Source organism: Rhodococcus sp. BP22 (assembly GCF_014281965.1).
GTDB lineage: Bacteria > Actinomycetota > Actinomycetes > Mycobacteriales > Mycobacteriaceae > Rhodococcoides.
The window spans coordinates 237,989-257,720 of the sequence record NZ_JACFTB010000006.1 but is presented as its reverse complement, the minus strand read 5'-3'; the positions used below and the strand labels follow the sequence as shown (position 1 = coordinate 257,720).

23 protein-coding genes and 1 pseudogene are annotated in these 19,732 nt (G+C 61.8%); 15 read left to right on the top strand and 9 right to left on the bottom strand.

The window, feature by feature from the left end:
• The first annotated feature begins 55 nt into the window (after window positions 1-55).
• The 5 genes from H2510_RS15110 (at window position 56) to H2510_RS15090 (ending at window position 7,206) form a co-directional block, all read left to right on the top strand.
• Window positions 56-1,555, top strand: a complete 1,500-nt coding sequence (locus tag H2510_RS15110) for a DUF6350 family protein (RefSeq protein WP_186629108.1) — start codon at window positions 56-58, stop codon at window positions 1,553-1,555.
• A 37-nt stretch (window positions 1,556-1,592) separates the two neighbouring features.
• Complete coding sequence (gene purN, locus H2510_RS15105; RefSeq protein WP_186629275.1) at window positions 1,593-2,234, top strand: phosphoribosylglycinamide formyltransferase; 642 nt, start codon at window positions 1,593-1,595, stop codon at window positions 2,232-2,234.
• Window positions 2,231-3,784 (top strand): bifunctional phosphoribosylaminoimidazolecarboxamide formyltransferase/IMP cyclohydrolase, encoded by a 1,554-nt coding sequence (purH, locus tag H2510_RS15100; protein WP_186629107.1) that lies wholly within the window; start codon window positions 2,231-2,233, stop codon window positions 3,782-3,784. The genes purN and purH overlap by 4 nt, the downstream gene beginning before the upstream one ends.
• A gap of 108 nt (window positions 3,785-3,892) precedes the next feature.
• Complete coding sequence (locus H2510_RS15095) at window positions 3,893-5,257, top strand: sigma 54-interacting transcriptional regulator (protein WP_186629274.1); 1,365 nt, start codon at window positions 3,893-3,895, stop codon at window positions 5,255-5,257.
• A complete protein-coding gene (locus H2510_RS15090) occupies window positions 5,257-7,206 on the top strand; it encodes a VWA domain-containing protein (RefSeq protein ID WP_186629106.1) in 1,950 nt (649 codons plus the stop codon). Before H2510_RS15095 ends, H2510_RS15090 begins: the two co-directional genes overlap by 1 nt.
• 24 nt (window positions 7,207-7,230) lie before the next feature.
• On the opposite strand, the gene H2510_RS15085 is transcribed toward H2510_RS15090, so the two are convergent.
• The 5 genes and pseudogenes from H2510_RS15085 to rpmB all read right to left on the bottom strand — a co-directional run bounded on the left by H2510_RS15085 (window position 7,231) and on the right by rpmB (window position 9,520).
• Window positions 7,231-7,698, bottom strand: coding sequence for a hypothetical protein (locus H2510_RS15085; RefSeq protein WP_088941823.1), 468 nt, complete (start codon window positions 7,696-7,698; stop codon window positions 7,231-7,233).
• A gap of 57 nt (window positions 7,699-7,755) precedes the next feature.
• Window positions 7,756-8,679: an AEC family transporter gene (locus tag H2510_RS15080; protein ID WP_186629105.1), complete on the bottom strand. Its 924-nt coding sequence runs from the start codon at window positions 8,677-8,679 to the stop codon at window positions 7,756-7,758.
• A 111-nt stretch (window positions 8,680-8,790) separates the two neighbouring features.
• Window positions 8,791-9,045 (bottom strand): 30S ribosomal protein S18, encoded by a 255-nt coding sequence (rpsR, locus tag H2510_RS15075; protein ID WP_084347795.1) that lies wholly within the window; start codon window positions 9,043-9,045, stop codon window positions 8,791-8,793.
• Window positions 9,046-9,059: 14 nt separating this feature from the next.
• Window positions 9,060-9,287 (bottom strand): annotated as a pseudogene (rpsN, locus tag H2510_RS15070) (30S ribosomal protein S14); the annotation flags it as partial.
• Window positions 9,284-9,520: a 50S ribosomal protein L28 gene (gene rpmB / locus H2510_RS15065; protein WP_186629103.1), complete on the bottom strand. Its 237-nt coding sequence runs from the start codon at window positions 9,518-9,520 to the stop codon at window positions 9,284-9,286. The gene rpmB and the pseudogene rpsN, both read right to left, overlap by 4 nt.
• Before the next feature lie 76 nt (window positions 9,521-9,596).
• On the opposite strand from rpmB, the gene mrf reads away from it, so the two are divergent.
• From mrf to H2510_RS15035, 6 genes are read left to right on the top strand one after another with little or no spacing between them, the layout of a single operon-like run.
• The gene (gene mrf / locus H2510_RS15060; RefSeq protein ID WP_186629102.1) at window positions 9,597-10,889 is read left to right on the top strand and encodes a ribosome hibernation factor-recruiting GTPase MRF; all 1,293 of its coding nucleotides are present in this window, start codon (window positions 9,597-9,599) and stop codon (window positions 10,887-10,889) included.
• Entirely contained in the window at window positions 10,886-11,146 is a 261-nt protein-coding gene (locus H2510_RS15055; RefSeq protein WP_088941827.1) for a type B 50S ribosomal protein L31, read from the top strand. Before mrf ends, H2510_RS15055 begins: the two co-directional genes overlap by 4 nt.
• Before the next feature lie 3 nt (window positions 11,147-11,149).
• A complete protein-coding gene (gene rpmF / locus H2510_RS15050; RefSeq protein ID WP_088941828.1) occupies window positions 11,150-11,317 on the top strand; it encodes a 50S ribosomal protein L32 in 168 nt (55 codons plus the stop codon).
• Between the two features lie 19 nt (window positions 11,318-11,336).
• The gene (locus H2510_RS15045; RefSeq protein ID WP_186629101.1) at window positions 11,337-12,401 is read left to right on the top strand and encodes a VIT1/CCC1 family protein; all 1,065 of its coding nucleotides are present in this window, start codon (window positions 11,337-11,339) and stop codon (window positions 12,399-12,401) included.
• 40 nt (window positions 12,402-12,441) lie between these two features.
• Complete coding sequence (locus tag H2510_RS15040; protein ID WP_186629100.1) at window positions 12,442-13,587, top strand: lipase family protein; 1,146 nt, start codon at window positions 12,442-12,444, stop codon at window positions 13,585-13,587.
• A 26-nt stretch (window positions 13,588-13,613) separates the two neighbouring features.
• Entirely contained in the window at window positions 13,614-14,051 is a 438-nt protein-coding gene (locus H2510_RS15035) for a VOC family protein (protein WP_186629099.1), read from the top strand.
• 21 nt (window positions 14,052-14,072) lie between these two features.
• On the opposite strand, the gene H2510_RS15030 is transcribed toward H2510_RS15035, so the two are convergent.
• The 4 genes from H2510_RS15030 to H2510_RS15015 all read right to left on the bottom strand — a co-directional run bounded on the left by H2510_RS15030 (window position 14,073) and on the right by H2510_RS15015 (window position 16,091).
• Window positions 14,073-14,450: a hypothetical protein gene (locus H2510_RS15030; protein WP_186629098.1), complete on the bottom strand. Its 378-nt coding sequence runs from the start codon at window positions 14,448-14,450 to the stop codon at window positions 14,073-14,075.
• A 15-nt stretch (window positions 14,451-14,465) separates the two neighbouring features.
• Entirely contained in the window at window positions 14,466-15,002 is a 537-nt protein-coding gene (locus tag H2510_RS15025) for a DUF3558 domain-containing protein (protein ID WP_186629097.1), read from the bottom strand.
• 159 nt (window positions 15,003-15,161) lie between these two features.
• Window positions 15,162-15,539: a hypothetical protein gene (locus H2510_RS15020; RefSeq protein WP_186629096.1), complete on the bottom strand. Its 378-nt coding sequence runs from the start codon at window positions 15,537-15,539 to the stop codon at window positions 15,162-15,164.
• Between the two features lie 15 nt (window positions 15,540-15,554).
• Complete coding sequence (locus H2510_RS15015) at window positions 15,555-16,091, bottom strand: DUF3558 domain-containing protein (RefSeq protein ID WP_186629095.1); 537 nt, start codon at window positions 16,089-16,091, stop codon at window positions 15,555-15,557.
• Window positions 16,092-16,603: 512 nt separating this feature from the next.
• Between H2510_RS15015 and H2510_RS15010 the strand changes: the two genes are divergently transcribed.
• From H2510_RS15010 to H2510_RS14995, 4 genes are all read left to right on the top strand, one after another.
• Window positions 16,604-17,512 (top strand): NAD(P)-dependent oxidoreductase, encoded by a 909-nt coding sequence (locus H2510_RS15010; RefSeq protein WP_186629094.1) that lies wholly within the window; start codon window positions 16,604-16,606, stop codon window positions 17,510-17,512.
• A 37-nt stretch (window positions 17,513-17,549) separates the two neighbouring features.
• Entirely contained in the window at window positions 17,550-18,020 is a 471-nt protein-coding gene (locus tag H2510_RS21230; protein WP_186629093.1) for a nuclear transport factor 2 family protein, read from the top strand.
• Window positions 18,021-18,296: 276 nt separating this feature from the next.
• Entirely contained in the window at window positions 18,297-18,827 is a 531-nt protein-coding gene (locus tag H2510_RS15000) for a nuclear transport factor 2 family protein (RefSeq protein WP_186629092.1), read from the top strand.
• Window positions 18,824-19,696: an LLM class F420-dependent oxidoreductase gene (locus H2510_RS14995; RefSeq protein ID WP_186629091.1), complete on the top strand. Its 873-nt coding sequence runs from the start codon at window positions 18,824-18,826 to the stop codon at window positions 19,694-19,696. The genes H2510_RS15000 and H2510_RS14995 overlap by 4 nt, the downstream gene beginning before the upstream one ends.
• The last annotated feature ends 36 nt before the right edge of the window (window positions 19,697-19,732 follow it).

Here is a 19,732-nt window from a genome sequence, read left to right as displayed (position 1 = left end):
GATCTTCGGCGCGCCTGATCCATCGCCTCGCCCGATGGTGAAACCCTGATCCGTGATGAGCGCTCTACTGAATCACGAGAGACGGCGTACGCGGCACCAGACACAGCAGCGTCCACCGCTGTTGACTCCTGTGCAATCCAGAATGTTGGTCCGGGTCGGCTTCCGGGTTCCTGCCCTCTTGATAGCAATACTTGCTTCGCTCGTTCTGGTCACGCTCGTCTCCGCCAACAGTGAGCTCACCGGGACGCTCGGCGCGATTGCCGGGATGTGGTTCGCCGTACATCAGGTGCCGTTGAGTATTTCCGGAACGGCTCTCGGAGTGTTTCCGTTGCTTCCGACGATTGTGCTCATGGTCGTCGTCGCCCGCGCGGTCCACCGGGTGTCGGAGGAGTTCCCGACGCGTCGAGAATTGGGATCGATCTTCGCTGCCGCCGTTCTCGGGCCACTGCTCGTCACCGCTGTTGCTCTGGCTGTTGCCACCGATGCCTCGGCCGCTATCGGTCTGTCGAGCCCGAATGCGTTTCACGCGTTTGCTTGGGTCGCCGCAGTCCATGCCATCGCTGCCGCCATCGGTGTGGTGATGGGAGGCTGGCATTCGCTCGGCTTGGCCCCGTGGGTACCCACTTGGGTGGGCGAGGTCGTGCGGCCGACGATGCGCGCCGCGATGGTCCTGATCGCAGGCGGTGCAGCTGTATCGCTCGCGGCGATGGTCGCGTCGTGGTCGACGATGGAGATGCTTCTCGACGCCGGGAACGGATTCGTCGGCGTTCTCGGGCTCACCGTGCTCTCGATCCTCTATCTACCGAATGTGGTGCTCGGAACTTCTGCGGTGTCGGTCGGATCCGCGGCGCATGTCGGCGAAGCCTCGGTCAGCCTTTTTCACACCGCTGCCGGTCCACTTCCGCCGCTCCCCGTCCTGGCGGTTCTGCCGGAGGGCTCAGCGCAGACGACGTGGTTCCTGATGCTCGTGGTCCCGATCACCGCTGCTGTCATGCTCGGCCGCGATTGCGCACGTCGAACCGTCGACGTGCATTACGCAATGTCCTCAGTTTGGCTCGGTGCAGCGGCGCTAGGGATTCTCGCGACAGTGGGCGGCTTCGCGGCAGGCGGAAACCTGGGGACGTTCGGTACCGTCGAAATCACAGCGTGGTCGTTCGGTTTGTTGACGTTCGCCTGGTTGGCGGTGGTCGGATCACTCGCTGCCGCACTCACTGCGTGGCGTGGGGGATCGAAGCACGAAGATTCGCTGCCCGAGAAAACTGTGCGCACAAGCGAGCAGCCTGTCCTGACGCCTCGTGCCCGGTCCGTCGATGCCCAACAGCCCGCCGATACCCCACCCGTCGTCCATGAAGAACATGCTCTGGATGCCGAGGTAATCGACGTGCCCGAGGCCGTCGACGTGCCCACGATTGCGCCAGAACCTGAGGCGGCTGCAGACGTCGTCGAGGCAGAGGTCGTCGACTTGGCTGCGCCACCGACGTCGGACGTGGAAGAACCGGTCGAGGTGAAGTCCACAGAGGACCTGCCCGTCAAGCCTGCAGAGCGCAGCGACTAGTCTTTGTGCTGGCCCGGATCGACGGGCAACCACGACGATTCTCAGGAGAACTGCGCTGACTGCCTCGCGTGAGCACCGAGCACGAGTCGTTGTCCTTGCTTCGGGCACCGGCTCGCTGTTGCAGTCGCTGATCGCAGCTGCAGCGGTGGACTCCTACCCAGCGCTCATCACTGCCGTCGGCGTCGACCGCGAGTGCGACGCTGTAGAGCACGCACGTGCGGCTGACATCACCCACTTCCGTGTCGGGCTTCGTGATTACGCGGACCGCTCGCAGTGGGACGTGGCACTCACCGAATCCGTCGCGAAGCATCAGCCGGATCTCGTCGTCACCGCCGGATTCATGAAGATCCTGGGCCCGAGCTTCATCGATGCTTTCGCCGGGCGCATCATCAACACACACCCGGCGCTGCTGCCTTCGTTTCCCGGTGCACATGCTGTTCGGGACGCGATCGATTACGGCGTCAAGCTGACTGGGTCGACGGTGCACCTCGTCGACTCGGGTGTCGATACCGGACCGATCTTGGCCCAAGAGGCCGTGGCGGTGCACGAAGGCGACAGTGAATCGTCGCTGCACGAGCGAATCAAAACTGTGGAACGACGGCTGCTGGTCGATGTGATCGCGGCCGTGGCCACCCGAGGTGTTGTCTCCGATGGACGAAAGGCTCAGATTAGGCGATGAGTGAACGTAAAGCAGTGCGGCGTGCGTTGGTCAGTGTTTACGACAAGACCGGACTGATCGAACTCGCGACCGGTTTGCACAACGCAGGCGTCGCCCTCGTGTCCACCGGTTCCACGGCGTCGAAGATCGCCGACGCGGGGATTCCGGTCACCAAGGTCGAGGATCTCACCGGCTTCCCCGAGACGCTCGACGGCCGGGTCAAGACCCTGCACCCACGCGTTCATGCCGGAGTGCTGGCGGACACGCGTCGGCCCGAGCATCTTGCGCAGCTCGAAGAGCTCGGTATCGAGGCGTTCGAGCTTGTTGTCGTCAATCTTTACCCGTTCACCGAGACTGTTCGTAGTGGCGCGAGCGAAGACGAATGTGTCGAGCAGATCGATATCGGTGGACCGTCGATGGTTCGCGCTGCGGCGAAGAATCATCCCTCGGTGGCTGTGGTTGTGGATCCGGCTCGGTACGAAGATGTTCTCGCTGCCGTATCCGGTGGCGGATTCACTCTCGCTGAACGCACTGCCCTTGCGGCGCAGGCGTTTGCACACACTGCGTCGTACGACGTCGCAGTCGCTTCGTGGATGAGCAGTGTCCTCGTGAGTGATCCCGAGTCGACATTCCCCGAGTGGATCGGGGGCACGTGGGACCGGTCGGCAGTGCTTCGGTACGGCGAGAATCCGCACCAGGCTGCTGCGCTGTACATCGACCCAGCGGGTGACGGCATTGCGCAGGCGAAGCAGTTGCACGGTAAGGAGATGTCGTACAACAACTTCACCGACGCCGACGCCGCGTGGCGGGCTGCGTTCGACCACTCTGCGCCGACCGTCGCGATCGTCAAACATGCCAACCCGTGCGGTATTGCGTTGGGCGAGAACATCGCCGAGGCCCATCGCAAAGCGCACGCCTGTGATCCGGTCAGCGCATACGGCGGCGTCATCGCAGCCAACCGCGAGGTGACCGTCGAGATGGCGGAGCAGGTAGCGGAGATCTTCACCGAGGTTATCGTCGCGCCGTCGTACGCTGATGGTGCGTTGGGAGTTCTCCAGCGTAAGAAGAACATTCGTGTGCTTCTTGCTACGCCGCCGTCACCGCAGGGTATCGAGCTGAAGCCGATTTCGGGCGGCACGCTCCTGCAGCAGCGGGACGCGATCGACGCCGATGGTGACAACCCGGCCAACTGGACCCTCGCAGCCGGGGAGCCGGCCGACGAACAGACGCTGAAGGATCTCGAATTCGCTTGGCGTGCATGTAGAGCAGTCAAGTCCAACGCGATACTTCTCGCGCACGACGGCGCTTCGGTCGGCGTCGGAATGGGCCAGGTCAATCGCGTCGATGCGGCTCATCTGGCGGTCCAGCGGGCAGGCGACCGCGTCGAAGGTTCGGTCGCGTCCTCGGATGCTTTCTTCCCTTTCCCCGACGGGTTGCAGGTGTTGCTGAGCGCCGGGGTGCGCGCTGTTGTACAGCCCGGCGGATCGGTACGCGACAACGAGGTCATCGCCGCCGCTCAGGATGCCGGTGTCACGTTGTATCTGACGGGTGCACGGCACTTCGCGCACTAGAGTTCGCAGTTGTGCATCCCCGCTCGTCGGGACGCCCGAATCAGGGTAGGGGGTGCACAAATGTGCGAACGCTCGTAACGTGGTGAAGTGACCTCTACCAAACCTGGCATGACCACCGTCGGCGAACTGCGCGCATCCGGACACGTACAGCGTTCGGTCAAGGAAGAACTCCGGGACAATCTGCTCGACGCCCTTCGCGAAGGGACATCTGCGTGGCCGGGAATCGTCGGCTTCGACAGGACGGTTCTGCCACAGCTCGAGCGCGCCATCATTGCCGGCCATGACGTCGTCCTGCTCGGGGAGCGGGGGCAAGGCAAGACGCGCCTACTGCGTACCTTGCACCTGTTGCTCGACGAGTGGTCGCCTGTGATCGAGGGCTCCGAACTCGGCGAGCATCCCTACGAGCCGATCACCCCGGCGAGTATCAGGAAGGCCGCCGAGTTCGGCGAGGCACTGGGCATCGGTTGGCGCCACCGCAGCGAGCGGTATGCAGAGAAGTTGGCGACGCCCGATACCTCAGTTGCAGACCTCGTCGGCGACGTCGACCCGGTCAAGGTCGCCGAGGGCCGAAGCCTCGGTGATCCGGAGACCATTCACTTCGGGCTGGTTCCACGAAGCCACCGCGGAATTGTCGCGATCAACGAGCTCCCCGATCTCGCCGAGCGCATCCAGGTGTCGCTGCTCAACGTCATGGAAGAGCGCGACATCCAGGTCCGCGGGTACACCCTCCGGCTGCCTCTCGACGTGTTGCTCGTGGCAAGTGCGAACCCCGAGGACTACACCAATCGTGGACGCATCATCACGCCGCTGAAGGACCGTTTCGGCGCGGAGATCCGCACGCACTATCCGATAGTGCTGGGCGACGAGGTTTCGGTCATCGAGCAGGAGGCCGAGCTGACAGCGACGGTCCCGTCGTATCTGCTCGAGGTTCTGGCACGCTTCACCCGACTTCTGCGTGAGTCGCCGTCGATCGATCAGCGTTCGGGTGTGTCGGCGCGCTTCGCGATCGCGGCGGCCGAGACCATCTCGGCTGCGGCCATCCATCGCGCTGCTGTGCTCGGCGAGGCCGATGCGGTAGCGCGTCCGGTAGATCTGGGCACGATCATCGAGGTTCTACGCGGCAAGGTCGAGTTCGAGTCAGGGGAAGAGGGCCGCGAGGGCGAGGTGCTCGAGCATCTGCTGCGTCGTGCAACGGCCGATACCGTCCGTGAGCGTCTCGGTGGAATCAACTTGGCCCCCTTGGTGACAGCGATCGAGCAGGGCGAGCCGGTGGTGACGGGTGACCGGATCACCGCCAAAGCGTTGCTCGGAGAGCTTCCCGATCTGGAGGTGCTCGACGAGGTTTCTGCACGGCTCGATGCTTCTTCCGATGGCGAGCGGGCCGCGGCAACCGAACTTGCACTCGAAGGGCTGTACCTGGCTCGCCGGATCGCCAAGGATCCCGACGAAGACGGTCAGACGGTGTACAGCTGATGTCGGCCAGCAGATACGGTCGATATCACGGAGGACCCGATCCGCTGGCGCCTCCGGTCGATCTGAGGGAAGCACTCGAATCGATCGGCAACGATGTCCTCGAGGGGGCATCTCCGCGTAGGGCTCTGCAAGAGATGTTGCGACGCGGTACACAGAACATGCGTGGTCTCGACGATCTCGCGGCTCAGGCCAACCGTCGTCGTCGAGACATGTTGCGTAAGAACAATTTGGACGGCACGTTGCAGGAGGTTCGCGAGCTCCTCGACAAGGCGGTGCTCGAAGAACGTAAGACGCTCGCGCGCGCACTGGACGACGATGCGCGCTTCAAGGAGATGCAGATCGGCGATCTGTCACCGTCCACCGCGCAGGCAGTGCAGGAACTGGCGGACTACGACTGGCGCTCGCCGGAGTCGCGGGAGAACTACGAGAAGATCAAAGATCTGCTCGGTCGCGAGATGCTCGATCAACGCTTCGCCGGCATGAAGAAGGCGCTCGAAGGTGCCACCGATGAGGATCGGCAGGCGATCAGCGAGATGCTGAAAGACCTGAACGAGTTGCTCGACGCGCACAACAAGGGCGAGGACACGGACGCGCAGTTCGACGAGTTCATGAACAAGCATGGGCAGCACTTCCCGGAGAACCCACAGAACGTGGAAGAGCTTCTCGATTCGCTTGCGCAGCGAGCTGCGGCAGCTCAGCGCCTGAGAAACTCCCTCAGTCCGGAGCAACGCGCGGAACTGGATGCGCTGGCGCAACAGGCATTCGGTGATTCGAGTCTGCTGAGCCAGCTCGACCAACTCGATCAGAACCTACAGGCGGCAAGGCCCGGTGAGGATTGGGACGGATCGCAGAACTTCCGCGGTGAGAACGGTATGGGCCTCGGCGATGGCACGGGTGCGCTGCAGGACATCGCGGAGCTGGAGAATCTGGGAAACCAACTGTCGCAACAGTACAACGGTGCTGCGCTGGACGATATCGATGCGGAATCGCTCCTCAAACAGCTCGGCCCGGAAGCTGCAGCGGACGCGCGAATGCTCTCTGAACTCGAAAAGGCTTTGCAGCAGCAGGGTTTCATGGACAAGGGAGCCGACGGTCAATGGCGGCTGTCACCGAAGGCGATGCGTCAGCTCGGACAGTCGGCGCTCCGTGATGTCGCAGGCAAGATTTCCCGACGCGGTGGCGAGCGAGATACCCGCAAGGCGGGCGCGATGGGGGAGCCGACCGGGGCGTCGAGGGCATGGGAGTTCGGTGATACCGAGCCGTGGGACGTCACGCGCACGGTCAACAACGCGGTGTTGCGCACAGCGGCCCAAGGATCGGGGTTTCCGGTGTCCTTGCAGGTCACGGATGTCGAGATCAGTGAGACCGAAACTCGAACGCAGGCGGCCGTCGCGCTGCTCGTCGATACGTCTTTCTCGATGGTGATGGACGGTCGGTGGGTGCCGATGAAGCGCACGGCGTTGGCGCTCGAGCATCTGGTGAGCACGCGGTTTCGGGGCGACGATCTACAGTTGATCGGGTTCGGGCGTCACGCGCAGAAGTTGACGGCGTCGGAGTTGGCAGGCTTGGACGGCGCCTACGATCAGGGCACGAACCTGCACCACGCCCTGCTGTTGGCGGGTCGGCATTTGCGCCGTCATCCCAACGCTCAACCGGTGGTGCTGATCGTGACGGATGGCGAGCCCACGGCGCATTTGGAACCGGACGGGAATGCGTATTTCGACTATCCGCCGAGTCCGCGCACTCTGGGTCTCACGGTCCGGGAGCTGGACAATATTGCGAAACTCGGTGCGCAGGTGACTATTTTTCGTCTCGGTGACGATCCGGGGCTTGCGCGTGTCGTCGATCGGATGGCCGAACGGGTCGGTGGGCGAGTCATTGCGCCGGATCTGGATGGTCTCGGAGCAGCGGTGGTCAGCGACTATCTGAAGCGGCGCCGGAAGCCGTGAATCTTGGTTGGACTTTCTTGTCTGTCATGCCGCGTTGACGACGGTGCGATCTCCGAGCGGGCTGTGCAATGTCATCTGCATCGTGCCGTATACGGCCACCATGATGCAGGCTTTGTCTGCCGCTTCCTGGCGGGTGCCTGTTCGGAGCGCGATCACCACTTCGGTATCGGTTTCGGTGACCTTCGCGTCGGCGCCGTAGCACTCGGGCGTCCCGGTGACGAAGTGGATGGCGATGGTGTTGGGAGAGATCTGACTCCACGATTCGAACGGTGTCGGCGCCGCGCGAATCAGTTCGGGTGTCGATTCGAACATCGTCCCGACCTCTCCGACAGGGACCTCGACGGGAACAGGCGGGGAACTAGGGGAGCGCATCGGGTCGGTGGCGGCCGGACTGCTCGTGGTTTCGACGTCGACGCTGCCTGACGTCGACGCCTCGCTCGCGCAGCCGACGAGCAGGATGCACATCAAAACTCCCGCAGCCAGAAACCTCATGCCTCCAAGGTAGCGCCGTGAGCTGAGTAGAACCTTTGGGTTGCGCAAGAGTTGTCCTCAGGCCAACAATGCCGTGACGAGTGCGATGGCAGGGATCGAGAGAAGCGTTGTCACGAAGGCTGTGTCCCTGGCCATGACGACGCCTCGGTTGTATCGGCTGGCGAAGACGAACACGTTTTGTGCGGTGGGGAGAGCGGAGACGACAGTGATGGCGAAAAGCTCGTGTCCCTCGACGCCGAGGAGCCGAGCCAACAGGTAGCCGAGGACGGGTTGCAGAATCATCTTCAAGCCGGTGGCAAGTGCTACGTCCCGCCGCGGACTGATGCCCTTCTGGAGTACTCGGGTCCCGTACAGCGACAGGCCGAAGGCCAGCAGTGCACCGGGGACGGCGGTTCCCGCGACGAGTTCGAAGGGTTGCATCAGGGCTTCGGGCAGTTCGAGTCCGGTGATGGACAGGGCGAGGCCGAGTCCGCCGGCAAGCACGATCGGGTTCTTGAACGGCGCGATGAGGATGTTGCGCAGTGACGCCTTCTTGCCCATCGTCGAGATGTCGAGAATCGTCAGCGCAAGCGGCGAGTAGATCATGATCTGAAAGAGCAGGAGTGGGGCAACGAAAGTTGCGTCGCCGAGCACGTAGACGGCGATCGGGATTCCGAGGTTCGCGGCGTTGACATACGACGAGGCGAGGCCGCCGATCGTCGCTTCCGGGGTAGCCCGTTTCAACATCAGCTTGGCGATGAGCAGATAGATGGACCCGACCACCAGCGCGGACACCCCGGCGACTGCGAGGGTCGGCGAGAGAATGACCGCGAGATCCGACGTCGCCATCGTGACGAACAGCAGAGCCGGCGTCGCGACGAAGAAGACGAGTCGGCTCAGGACGAATTGGCCGTGGTCACCGAGAACCCCGAGTCGCGCCAGCATGTATCCCAGCGCGATGACGACGAAGATGACCGTGAAGCCTTCGAGAACTCCGGACATGAAGGTTTCAGGGTCTCGATTCGGATCGGTAGTAGGGCGCCTCTAACTTTAGTGGCTCACGAGAAAGGCCACGCACCCGAAGGATGCGTGGCCTTTCTGGAAAGACTTTGATCAGCGGCTGGTGAACGGCAGCAATGCCATCTCACGAGCGTTCTTCACTGCGACGGCGACCTGACGCTGCTGCTGCGGCGTGAGGCCGGTGACGCGACGGCTACGAATCTTGCCGCGGTCGGAAATGAACTGACGAAGAAGGTTGATGTCCTTGTAGTCCACCGTGGTGACCTTGGCGGCGTTCAACGGGTTCTTCTTGGGCCGACGGCCAACCTCTGCGCGGACCTTCTTCGACGGTGCTCTCTTGACTGCCATCTCTACCTTTTCCCTTACCAGCTCGACTTATGGACGCCATGCAGCTCCCCGCGGTGCGCGGGCTCGCACATGTCGATGCGTGAGAGTCCGCAATTCCGCAGGTAGCCGCGCGGACGTCCATCCGCAGCGTCGCGATTGCGCAATCGTACCGGACTCGAAGCCCGCGGCAAACGCGGCAGTGCCGCTCGGGCCTCCTTGCTCCCGGAATCGTGGCTGGGGGGCTGGGTGATGATGGCCATCAGATCTTGTGTCCTCGGGCGCGGATGCGGGTGATGACGGCGTCGATGCCGTCGCGGTCGATGGTCTTGATGCCCTTGGTCGACAGGGTCAGCGTGACGCGCCGGCCGAGGCTGGGGGCGTAGTACGTCTTCCGTTGGATGTTGGGGTCCCACCTTCTGCTGGTTCGGACGTGTGAGTGCGAAACCGACTTGCCGAATCCCGGCTTTCGCCCCGTCACTTGGCAATGCGCGGACATACGCGCCCCTCTCTATCGGTAATGAAAATCGTATTCGACAACTGGACGTGACGAATGTAGCGTGCCTTGGGACGCAATGACAATCATTGTCGAAGAGAGGGCTTCAGTGAATCTCCCCACGGACCGCCGCACACCGGTGGTACTCGTGTCCGGCTGGACCGGAGCCACGGACGCGGTGGTGACCTCACTTCTCACTGAGGGAACCGTCGCCGTGCGCCACGACCTCGACCGCGTACGCGAGGGTGTCGTGCGCAGGACCATCTATACGACGGGAGAGCCGCCGCGCGAGACGATCCTCGAACTCGCGCACGGATGCGTTTCCTGCACTCTGCGCCAAGACCTGCTGCCGCTGCTCCGCACACTCTCGAACCGCAGTTCCATCCATCGGATAGTGCTCGCCATGGACCCGACTCTCGAACCTGCGATGTTGTGCTGGGCGATCCGTCATGTCGTCGTCGAAGGCATCGTCGGTCGGGTCGACGGACCGGCCTCGCGTGACGTCCGCGTCGAAGCCGTCATCAACTGTCTCGACGCGGCCACGTGGCTCGACGACGCGACCGGCGACGATTCCCTCACCGACCGGGGCACACAAGCCAGTCACGACGATGAGCGGACGCTTGCCCAGTTGGTCGTCGGGCAGGTCGAGTACGCGGACGCGCTCGTCGTCACGGCGGGTTCCGACGTCGAAAGCTGGGATCGGGGATCGCTCGCCGCAGTCCTGGCGCGGCTCGCGCCAGGCGCCCCCGTTGCGTGGACCGATGTCGATTCCATCGTCGACGGTGAAATACTGCTCAGCGCAGTGCCTTTCGACGCGCGACGCGGCACGGTGTCCGATGCGCACTCACCGCTGCTGCGAGGGCAGCCGCCACTCACCGAGGACTGTGGCGTTTCGCTCGTCGAGTTCACCGCATCACGTCCGTTCCACCCAGAGCGGCTCCACGAGGCCGTCGACGTACTGCTCGCCGGCGTCGTCAGTGTCCGTGGGCGAGCCTGGGTGGCGACGCAACCGAACGAGGCTCTGTGGGTCGAATCAGCAGGCGGGGGCTTGCGCGTCGCAAGTGCAGGGAAGTGGCTGGCGGCGATGAACTCCAGTGAACTGAACCGTGCCGACTTCACCAGACGGGCGATGGCAGCACTGCGGTGGGACGAGGAGTTCGGTGATCGCGACACCTCGCTCGTGGTACTCGTCCACACTGCCGATCCGTCGGAGATCGATCGAACACTGCGGTGGGCGCTGGTGTCCGACGACGAAATGCTGATGCGCGAGAAGTGGATGACGTGGGCGGACCCATTCGGAATCGGTCACGAAGATCCTTGCGACAGAATCCAATCCCCATATTCGGATGTCAACAGAGAGGCAACAGAATGAAGAAGAGTATCCACCCTGACTACCACCCGGTGGTGTTTCGGGACGCGGGAACGGGAACGCAGTTCCTCACCCGCTCCACCATCACCTCTGACCGCGATGTCGAGTGGGAGGACGGCGTCGTCTATCCGCTCGTGGTTGTCGACGTCACCAGCGAATCTCACCCGTTCTGGACCGGTGCCACGAGAATCATGGACACCCAGGGGCGCGTCGAGAAGTTCGAAAAGCGTTATGGACGTCGAACCAGGAAAGGTGCCTGAAACATGGCCGTGCCGAAACGAAAGATGTCGCGCTCCAACACTCGCAGTCGGCGGGCGCAGTGGAAGGCAGTGGTACCGGACCTTGTGACCGTGCGGGTAGACGGCAATAGCTTTCGGGTGCCACGCAGGTTGGTCAAGGCAGTGTCAATGGGTGTCTACGATCCGAGGTAGACGCCGGTAGGTTGACTCCATGGTCCAACCTGCCCCGTCAGCCAAAGACGTCAAACGGTGGCGACGCTACCTCGCCGACGAGTTGGCAGAGGCCGCTGTTTACCGCGATCTCGCGGAACGTCGCAGCGGTGAGGAGCGAGAAATCCTTCTCGCTCTGGCCGAAGCCGAGGGTCGGCACGAGCGGCATTGGCGCACCTTGCTGGGCGATCGCGTCGGGACGCCACTGAGGGGTGATCTCCGGACGAGGCTGTTGGGGGTGCTTGCGCGGCGGTTCGGTTCGGTGTTCGTGCTGGCGTTGGCACAGCGGGCAGAGTCCAGGTCACCGTATGCACTCGACGGCGACGCGACCGGAGCGATGATCGCGGACGAGCAGATTCATGCCGAAGTGGTCAGGGCTCTGGCCGCACGTGGGCGCAACAGGTTGTCGGGGACGTTCCGTGCAGCAGTGTTCGGCGCGAACGACGGGTTGGTGAGCAACCTCGCTTTGGTGCTGGGCATCAGCGGCAGCGGGGTGTCCAACCACATTGTGCTGCTGACGGGACTCGCTGGCCTGCTGGCAGGGGCGTTGTCGATGGGGGCAGGGGAGTACGTCTCGGTGCGCTCGCAGCGGGAACTGCTCGAAGCCTCGTCACCCGACCTGGGAGCGCGCGATGCATTGCACAACCTCGACGTCGACGCCAACGAATTGGCACTGGTCTATCGGGCACGTGGAATGAGCTCGGACGAGGCCGAGTCGAAAGCATCGAAGGTGCTGCAGAGTATGACGGGGGACGACGACCTGGGTCCAGCGGCCGACGCCCACGAATCCGTCGGCACGGGCGTCGGGGCCGCCATCGCCAGCTTCTGCTTCTTCGCATCGGGCGCGGTCATCCCAGTGTTGCCCTACCTCGTAGGAATGGAAGGCGTTGCAGCACTTGTGGTTGCGTCGGTACTGGTCGGAATTGCGTTGATCTGCACTGGGCTGGTTGTGGGCCTTCTCAGTGGCGGACCACCCGTCAAGCGAGCGCTACGTCAATTGGCCATCGGATACGGAGCCGCAGGCGCGACCTACCTGCTCGGAACTTTCTTCGGCGGGGGCGTCTGATTCGGTCGGAATTGCATTTTCTGACGCTAGAGTTCCTGCCATGCTCACCGCCGTACGCCACTTCGCCGCTGTCACAACAGTTGCCGTCCTGCTCGTCACAGGGTCGGTCGCGTACGCCAGTGCAGACGAGGTGAACACCTCACCCGGCACCGTGGTCGCGGTAGAAGATCTTGCCTCGGAACTGTGGTTGCCGGGCGCCGGCGATGCCAAACGAATCACCTATTGGACTGTCGGATCCAATGGAGCGCCCGCGCTGAGCACCGGAGCGTTCTTCGTTCCCGAGGGGGAAGCTCCCGAAGGCGGCTGGCCCGTCATCGCCTGGGCCCACGGCACATCGGGTCTCGACGACAATTGCACACCGTCCCTCGTCGGCCCGCCCGATCCAGCGCGCGATCGGCAGTACCTCGGAACCTGGCTCGGGCAGGGATACGCGGTCGCCGCGACGGATTACGTCGGACTCGGAACCCCCGGCATCATGTCCTACCTCGACGGCAAACTCGAGGCGCACAACGTCGTCGATTCGGTGAAGGCCTCGAGAACTGTCGAAAAGTCTCTGTCCAACAAGTGGGTCGTCGTCGGGCAGTCGCAGGGAGGTGGTGCCGCGATCACCACCGCGCGCTACGCCTCCGAGTTCGGCGGCCCTGACCTCGATTACCGGGGAGGCGTCGGGACCGGGGTGCCGGCCAACATCGAACTTGCGCTTCTGCCCGCAGGCCCCGGATTTCTTCCCATCGCTGTCAGTAAAGGCTTGACGACGTACCTGCTGTACATCCTTGCGGGGTTGCGTTCGGCTCACCCGGAGATCGACCTCGACTCCTACCTGACGCCTTTCGGACGCGAGACCGTCGACCGAGCTCAGACGCTCTGTGTCCTCGAAGCAGAGGAAGAGTTCGGCGGCGTCGTCAGTGGTGACTTGTTCTCCCGTCCGCTCAACCAGATACCGAACTTCTACGGTTTGATCAACGACTACATGGGTGTTCCGTTCACCGGCTACGACCGACCGGTGTTCATCGCTCAAGGTCTCTACGACACGGATGTGCCTGCGCCGTCAGCGCTTTCGTTGGTTGCGCAGATGATCGCCAACGGTCAGCCGGTAACGTTGCATACGTATCCCACCGACCACAGCGGTGCGATGCTCGCTTCACAGGCAGACTCGATTCCGTTCGTCGCAGGGCTCTTTCGTTAGGCACTCGGTGATGTGAGACTGAGGGTATGGACCAGCGAATTCACTTCCTGACCCTCGCAACTCCCGACCTCGACGCTGCACGCACGTTCTATTGCGACGGGCTCGGGTGGACGCCTCTGCTGGACGTACCGGGCGACATCATCTTCTTCCAAACCGCACCCGGGTTGGTACTAGGACTGTTCGACGCCCAAAAATTCGTAGAAGACATGGGGCACAGCGATGGCCCAGCGTCGGTGAGCGGTCTGACGCTCTCTCACAATGTCGACAATCCCGAGGCGGTCGACGCAGTTGTCCAATCAGCGTTGGAAGCCGGTGCGACGCTCATCAAGTCGCCGCGCCGCGCCGATTTCGGCGGATACCACGGACACTTCGCAGACCCCAACGGGTTGATCTGGGAAATCTGCCACAACCCAGGCTGGAGCATCGACGACAACGGGAACGTTCGGCTGACCGAGGTGTCGTAACGGGCTTGGGTGGTCGGTCGGCTATTTGGGCCCGTCTTGGCCGATTACGGCGGCGTTCGAGTCATCGACATCAGCAGTTGCGTCGAAGAACTTCCGGAACACGGCTTGCATTGCCATCACGACGTCGATGTGGCTTTGGAGGACGTCTGCCAAATTATTTTCACCGCCGACGGCCTTCAATGAAAATTTCTTGGCCAGTGCAATGCCTGAGGGGAATTCTCCCATTCCTCGAACATCCCCTAGAGCAACCGCCTTTTGTTTCTGGACCCTGAGAATGGACAGATATTCCTCGCATGCTTGATTGCACTCTCGGGCAGCAGTTGGTTCGAGAAAAAGTTGCCCTGCATCGGCGGCGGTTGCCAGGTCGCTCCAGTGCTGAAGTGGTGAATCGATCGCCATTATGGTCCTTTGCAGTCAGGCTGGTGCGGGGAGGTAGCTCTCTATATCGGCCGCGTGTCTCAGGAGTATTGGACACGGGTCGGAATGTGGTGTCAGACCTCCCATGGTGGAGACGGAAAGCCGAACAAGCCCCTCGTTCGTATCGATGGCCGCGTCACACCCGTCACCCTGATCCACTCCGTTGAATCGGAATTGAATAGCTTTTCGGCTACCGATATCGACGTCCTCGATATTCAAATAGTTCGGATTGCGGCGGGCATCATCGAGTGAATACTGCAAGGAAAACAAGATGCTGAAGTAGTACCAAGCGTCACTTTCAGGTCCGGACCAGGTGCAGCGGGTCCACTCGCGGACACTGATTCCTTCGCCCCATCCGACTTCCGTCTTCTCCAAGTCCAACCCCGTGGCCACGATGGCGGAGTCGGGGATACTGCAGGGCTCGAATTGCTCGGTGATCCCTGGGAATCCTGCGATAGCTACGCCGTTTACAGGCTGGGCACAGGCGCACAACATCGTGGCTACTGCCAGAACTGCTGGCCATCGGCGCTGCATCGGACCCCTATCCGTTGGACTAGTCGATAGGTTAGACGCACCGACAGGGATTTTGGTTCCGTCTCGCTGCAGGTACGCCAGGGTGATACTCGACTTCCGTGATCTGTTGGTGTTCAGCCACTTCCTGCAACAAGCTCGATACTGAGAAATCTTTGTCCTCTACCTCGGGCCTTCCTGACCGATGAGGCTGCCATTGTCTTGGTCGGTAGTTTCGGTTGCGTCGAAGAACTTCCGGAAAACGGTTTGCATCGCAGTGACGACGTCGATGTGGCTTTGGAGGACGTCTACCAGGTTGTTGGTGCCACCGTCAGCTTTGAGTGAAAATTTTCGCGCCAGTGCAATCCCTGACTCGAAACTGCCCATTCCTCGGACATCGGCAAGGTTCATTGCCCGCCGCCTATTTTCGACTAGGTTCTCGATGTACACGGCGCAGGCTTTGTCACAGTCCATTGCAGCACGCGGATCCAAAAATAGTTGCCCTTCGTCTGCGGCAGTTGCGAGATTCGTCCAGTATTCGATCAGTGTTTCGGCAGCCATAGTTCCCCCTCATATTCAAGCTGGTTGTGGAAAATATTTCTCTAATTCGGTGACGAGGCGGACAGCTACCTCACAGGGGTCTACCGCCGAAGCTTGTGGTCCCTCATTGTTGACCGATACTTCTGCTACACCATCGATAGTGTCGAAAGAAATCCCACACCTTTCCAGGGGAGTGTAATTGCGGTAGTGGTGCTGTACGCCTTCCCGTGCGCCAAATGTAAGATTCATAAAGTCGGAGAAAGACGTGTTGAGGCGGATGTCGCTGACGGTGTAGCGGACCGAGAAAAGAACAATGAAGGAATATCGGGTGTCCTCGTCCGGGCTCTGCCAAACACACCGCGTCCATTCTTTCTGGCTCACATCGTTACCCCAGCCGATGTCGCGGATCTGCGGATCCAACCCCGTCGCCGCGATGGCGTCGTCGGGGATGCTGCACGGATCGAATTGCTCGGCGATCCCTGGTACTCCTGCGATCGCGACTCCGTCGACGGGTTGGCCGCAGGCGCACAACACAGCGGCTACTGCCAGAACTGCCGGCCATCGGCGCTGCATCGGACCCCTATCCGTTGGACTCGTCGATAGGTTAGACGCACCGACAGTGATTTTGGTTCCGTCTCGCTGCAGGTTCGTCAGGGTGATATTCGACTTCCGTGATCTGTTGGTGTTCAGCCACTTCCTACAACAAGCCGAGCAGAAAATTGGGTGAGGGCGTGAATTGATTTCGTCACCGCAGACTTTGAGCATTGCGGGGCAGGAATAAGAAACAGACGCGTATTTCTAGCGAATGCTAGCGCGGTCCAAGAGTTGCTGTCCCGCTCAACGGGAGTCGGCCAATGTTTCTCGCTCAGTCATGCTTGGTTCGAGAGGGAAGGGTCGCGCTATTTTCTCGGAAACCAGCTATCGATGGTGGTTTGCCGACGACACACGGAGAGAGCCGGTGGACCTAGGAGGGCCATCGGAACAGATCACACTGCTTTCGTGAGGTAGTCAGGCTCTTGGGCAGACATTGTTGGTGGCATCGCGTTTTGGAGTCCCGAATACCGGGTCGAGAAATAGGGAGCGAAATGAAGACGTTGGTTGTCGGCGGCACGGGCATGATCGGCACTCACATCGCCGCAGTTCTGCGTGAGGAGGGGAACGATGTCTCGGTGGCCGCGCGCACTGCGCCGAAGCCGGGTTCCCTCGCATTCGAGTTCCCAGTAGTGCTCGGTGACTACAGCGCAGGCACCTTCTCGGCGCGGGACCTCGCCCCATTCGAGGCTGTGGTCTTCGCGGCCGGTAGCGACATCAGGCACATTCCCCGGGGCGTGGACACCGTCGACTTCTGGGAGAAGACGCAGAGCGGCGGCGTGCCCCGGTTTGTCGCGCTCGCCAAGGAAGCTGGCGTCCGCCGCGTCGTCCAGATCGGCAGCTACTACCACCAGGTGCTCCCGAAGCTGGTCGAAACCAACGAATACGTTCGAGCCAGGTGCCTTGCCGACGAGGGCGCTCGTGCACTCGCAGATGCGGACTTCACTGTGACGACGCTCAATCCACCGTCGATACTCGGAGCCAATCCCGGGGGCACCATGTCAGGTTTAGGCAAGGTTCTGGCCTGGGGTGCAGGTAATTTGCCGGACATCCCCAACTTCGCCCCCGCTGGCGGAACCAACTACATGTCCGCACGGTCCCTCGCGGAAGCCGTACGCGGGGCACTCCAGAGCGGAGAATCGAAGGCCTATCTGATTGGCGATGCAAATCTGACATTCCGCGAATACTTTCAGACGATCTTCGATGCCGCAGGCAGCAAGATCCAGCTCGAGGAGCGGGATGAGGAGCATCCTCTGCTGCCTGACGCGTTCATTGTGCAGGGCCGCGGCCACACCATTTCCTACGAGACGGACGTCGCCGAGACTGCGGCCCTGGGCTACACCCAGGGCGATGTCGAACGGGTGATCAGCGAACTGGTCGCGGCCACCAAAGCTCGAGGCTGACTGCGGAAGTAGACATACGGATCTTTACTTTTGAAGAATGGGATTGATCGAAATTACTATAGAAATAGTCGATTACATCGCTTTGTCCGACCTGGTCAATCGATACGCTTCACTTGTGGACAGCGGATCTTTCTCCGACGTAGCAAACCTGTTTACGGAGGATGGCGAGCTAATCGTCCCTGATCTTCCCAGTAATATAGCGCCGGTAACGAGGATTTCCGGAAGGGCTGGTATCGAGAGTGAGTTGTCTCGCCTGAGGGACTTCGAGTTGACGTTCCACGAACTGGTCGGGCAGGTATTCGAACCGGGTGTTAGCCCCGAATATGCAAGCGGGAGAATCAAATGCGTCGCGCATCATGTCCTGCGAAAAGGGTCTGAACATACCGATTTGATTTGGCATCTGCATTATAGCGATAGCTATCGAAAATTCGACGAAAAGTGGTATCTTGTGCGACGCGAAATCTGCGTCGACATGATCGACGTTCGGTCCCCCAAGAGAGTGAGATAGGGGTGGTATCGAGCGGCGGAAGCTACCAGTGGGGTTCCCGTCGCCGACGACCATGCACGGGATCTTCCTCCGCTGGATCCGTTGTAGGGCAGGGCAACGCAGTCATCGAACGCATCTCCGGCCGAAACATCCATGCGCGCCGAGCGGAACATGGGATCGAGGCCAGTCCTAGCCCAAAATCGAAGGTGGCCAATGGAACCCATTTTTTGTCGGTGAGTTCCCACACAGCGGGATTCGCGGTAATGGACGGTTCAGTCTTCGCTACCGTCGGTCAGTATGAGTGTTCAACGTAGCGAGTGGTCCGATCGCCAACAGATCCACGATGTCGTGTTGCGGTACTGCCGCGGGATCGACCGGTTGGATTTCGATCTCGTTCGGTCTGCCTACCACGTGGACGCCATCGACCACCACACCGGCTTCGAGGGCACGCGTGAGGATTACATCGCGTGGGTCGAACCCAAGTTGAGGGCTCGGCGCGGTGGCACGATGCACATCCTCGGCAATCATCTGGTTGAACTGCTCGGCGATAGTGCGATCAGCGAGACGTATGGGACGTCGGTTCACTGGGGCGAACCTGCCGACGATTCCCGGGTGAATTTCACCAGCGGCGTGCGATTCATCGATCACTTCACTTGGCGAGACGGGCGGTGGGCGATCACCGAGCGGTGGGCTGTGCGGGAATGGACCCGTTCGGACGCCGGCCGGCTGATGCCCAAAGAGGGTGCGGGGCCTTCTGGAAGCAGGGACGGGGACGACCCGTTATTTCGACTACAGCGAACGCTACAAGTAACGGAGGCACAGGGATGAAGGTAGGAATCAGCTCGCCGATCGTGGCGTTGGCAGGTCATCGTCCCGCATGGGAGGCTGCAGCCGGTACTGCCGAGCTCGTCCGGGTAGCTCAGGCCGCCGATCGACTCGGGTACGAGTACATGACGTGTGGTGACCATGTGGCCGTACCGCCTGGGCTCCCGCGCGGCGAACGTTTCTACGACCCCCTGGCGACATTCTCGTTTCTTGCGGGGCAAACGCGCCGTCTCCGGTTCATGCCGTACGTGTTGGTTTTGCCCTTCTACCACCCGTTGGAGATCGCCAAGCGGTACGGGACACTCGACCATCTCAGCGATGGGCGACTGATCCTCGCGTTCGGAGTGGGGAATTTGAAAGAGGAATTCGACATGCTCGGAGTCCCCTTCGACGACCGCGGGCCGCGGGCCGACGACGCCCTCCGGGCACTTCGGGCAGCGTTGTCCGGCAGAAAGGTGTCGTACGACGGTCCTTACTACTCGTTCCAGGACATGGTGGTCGACCCGCACGCCGCCCAGACTCGGGTACCGATGTGGATCGGTGGACACAGCGAGCGCGCCTTGCGCAGAGCGGTGACCCTCGCCGACGGTTGGGCCCCGGCGCCGCAGGCCTTCCGTGGACCGACCCCGGAACTGATGCGGCGGATGCTCGACCGGCACGATCTGCCAGAGGGTTTCGATGTCGTCTTCTCCCCGGGCAAAGCCCTGGACCCGACCGGCGAGCCAGGCCTGGTAACCGAGGTTATCGCCACCGCAGAGACGGCCGGAGCGACCCGGATCAACCTGACGGTCCGGCACGAATCGCTTACCCACTACCTGGAGCAGCTCGAAGCATTCGCTGAGATTGCCGGCCTCGACATCCAGTTGAACTAGGCGGCGGACTCCAAAGGTCGTTGCTACAGATGGCTC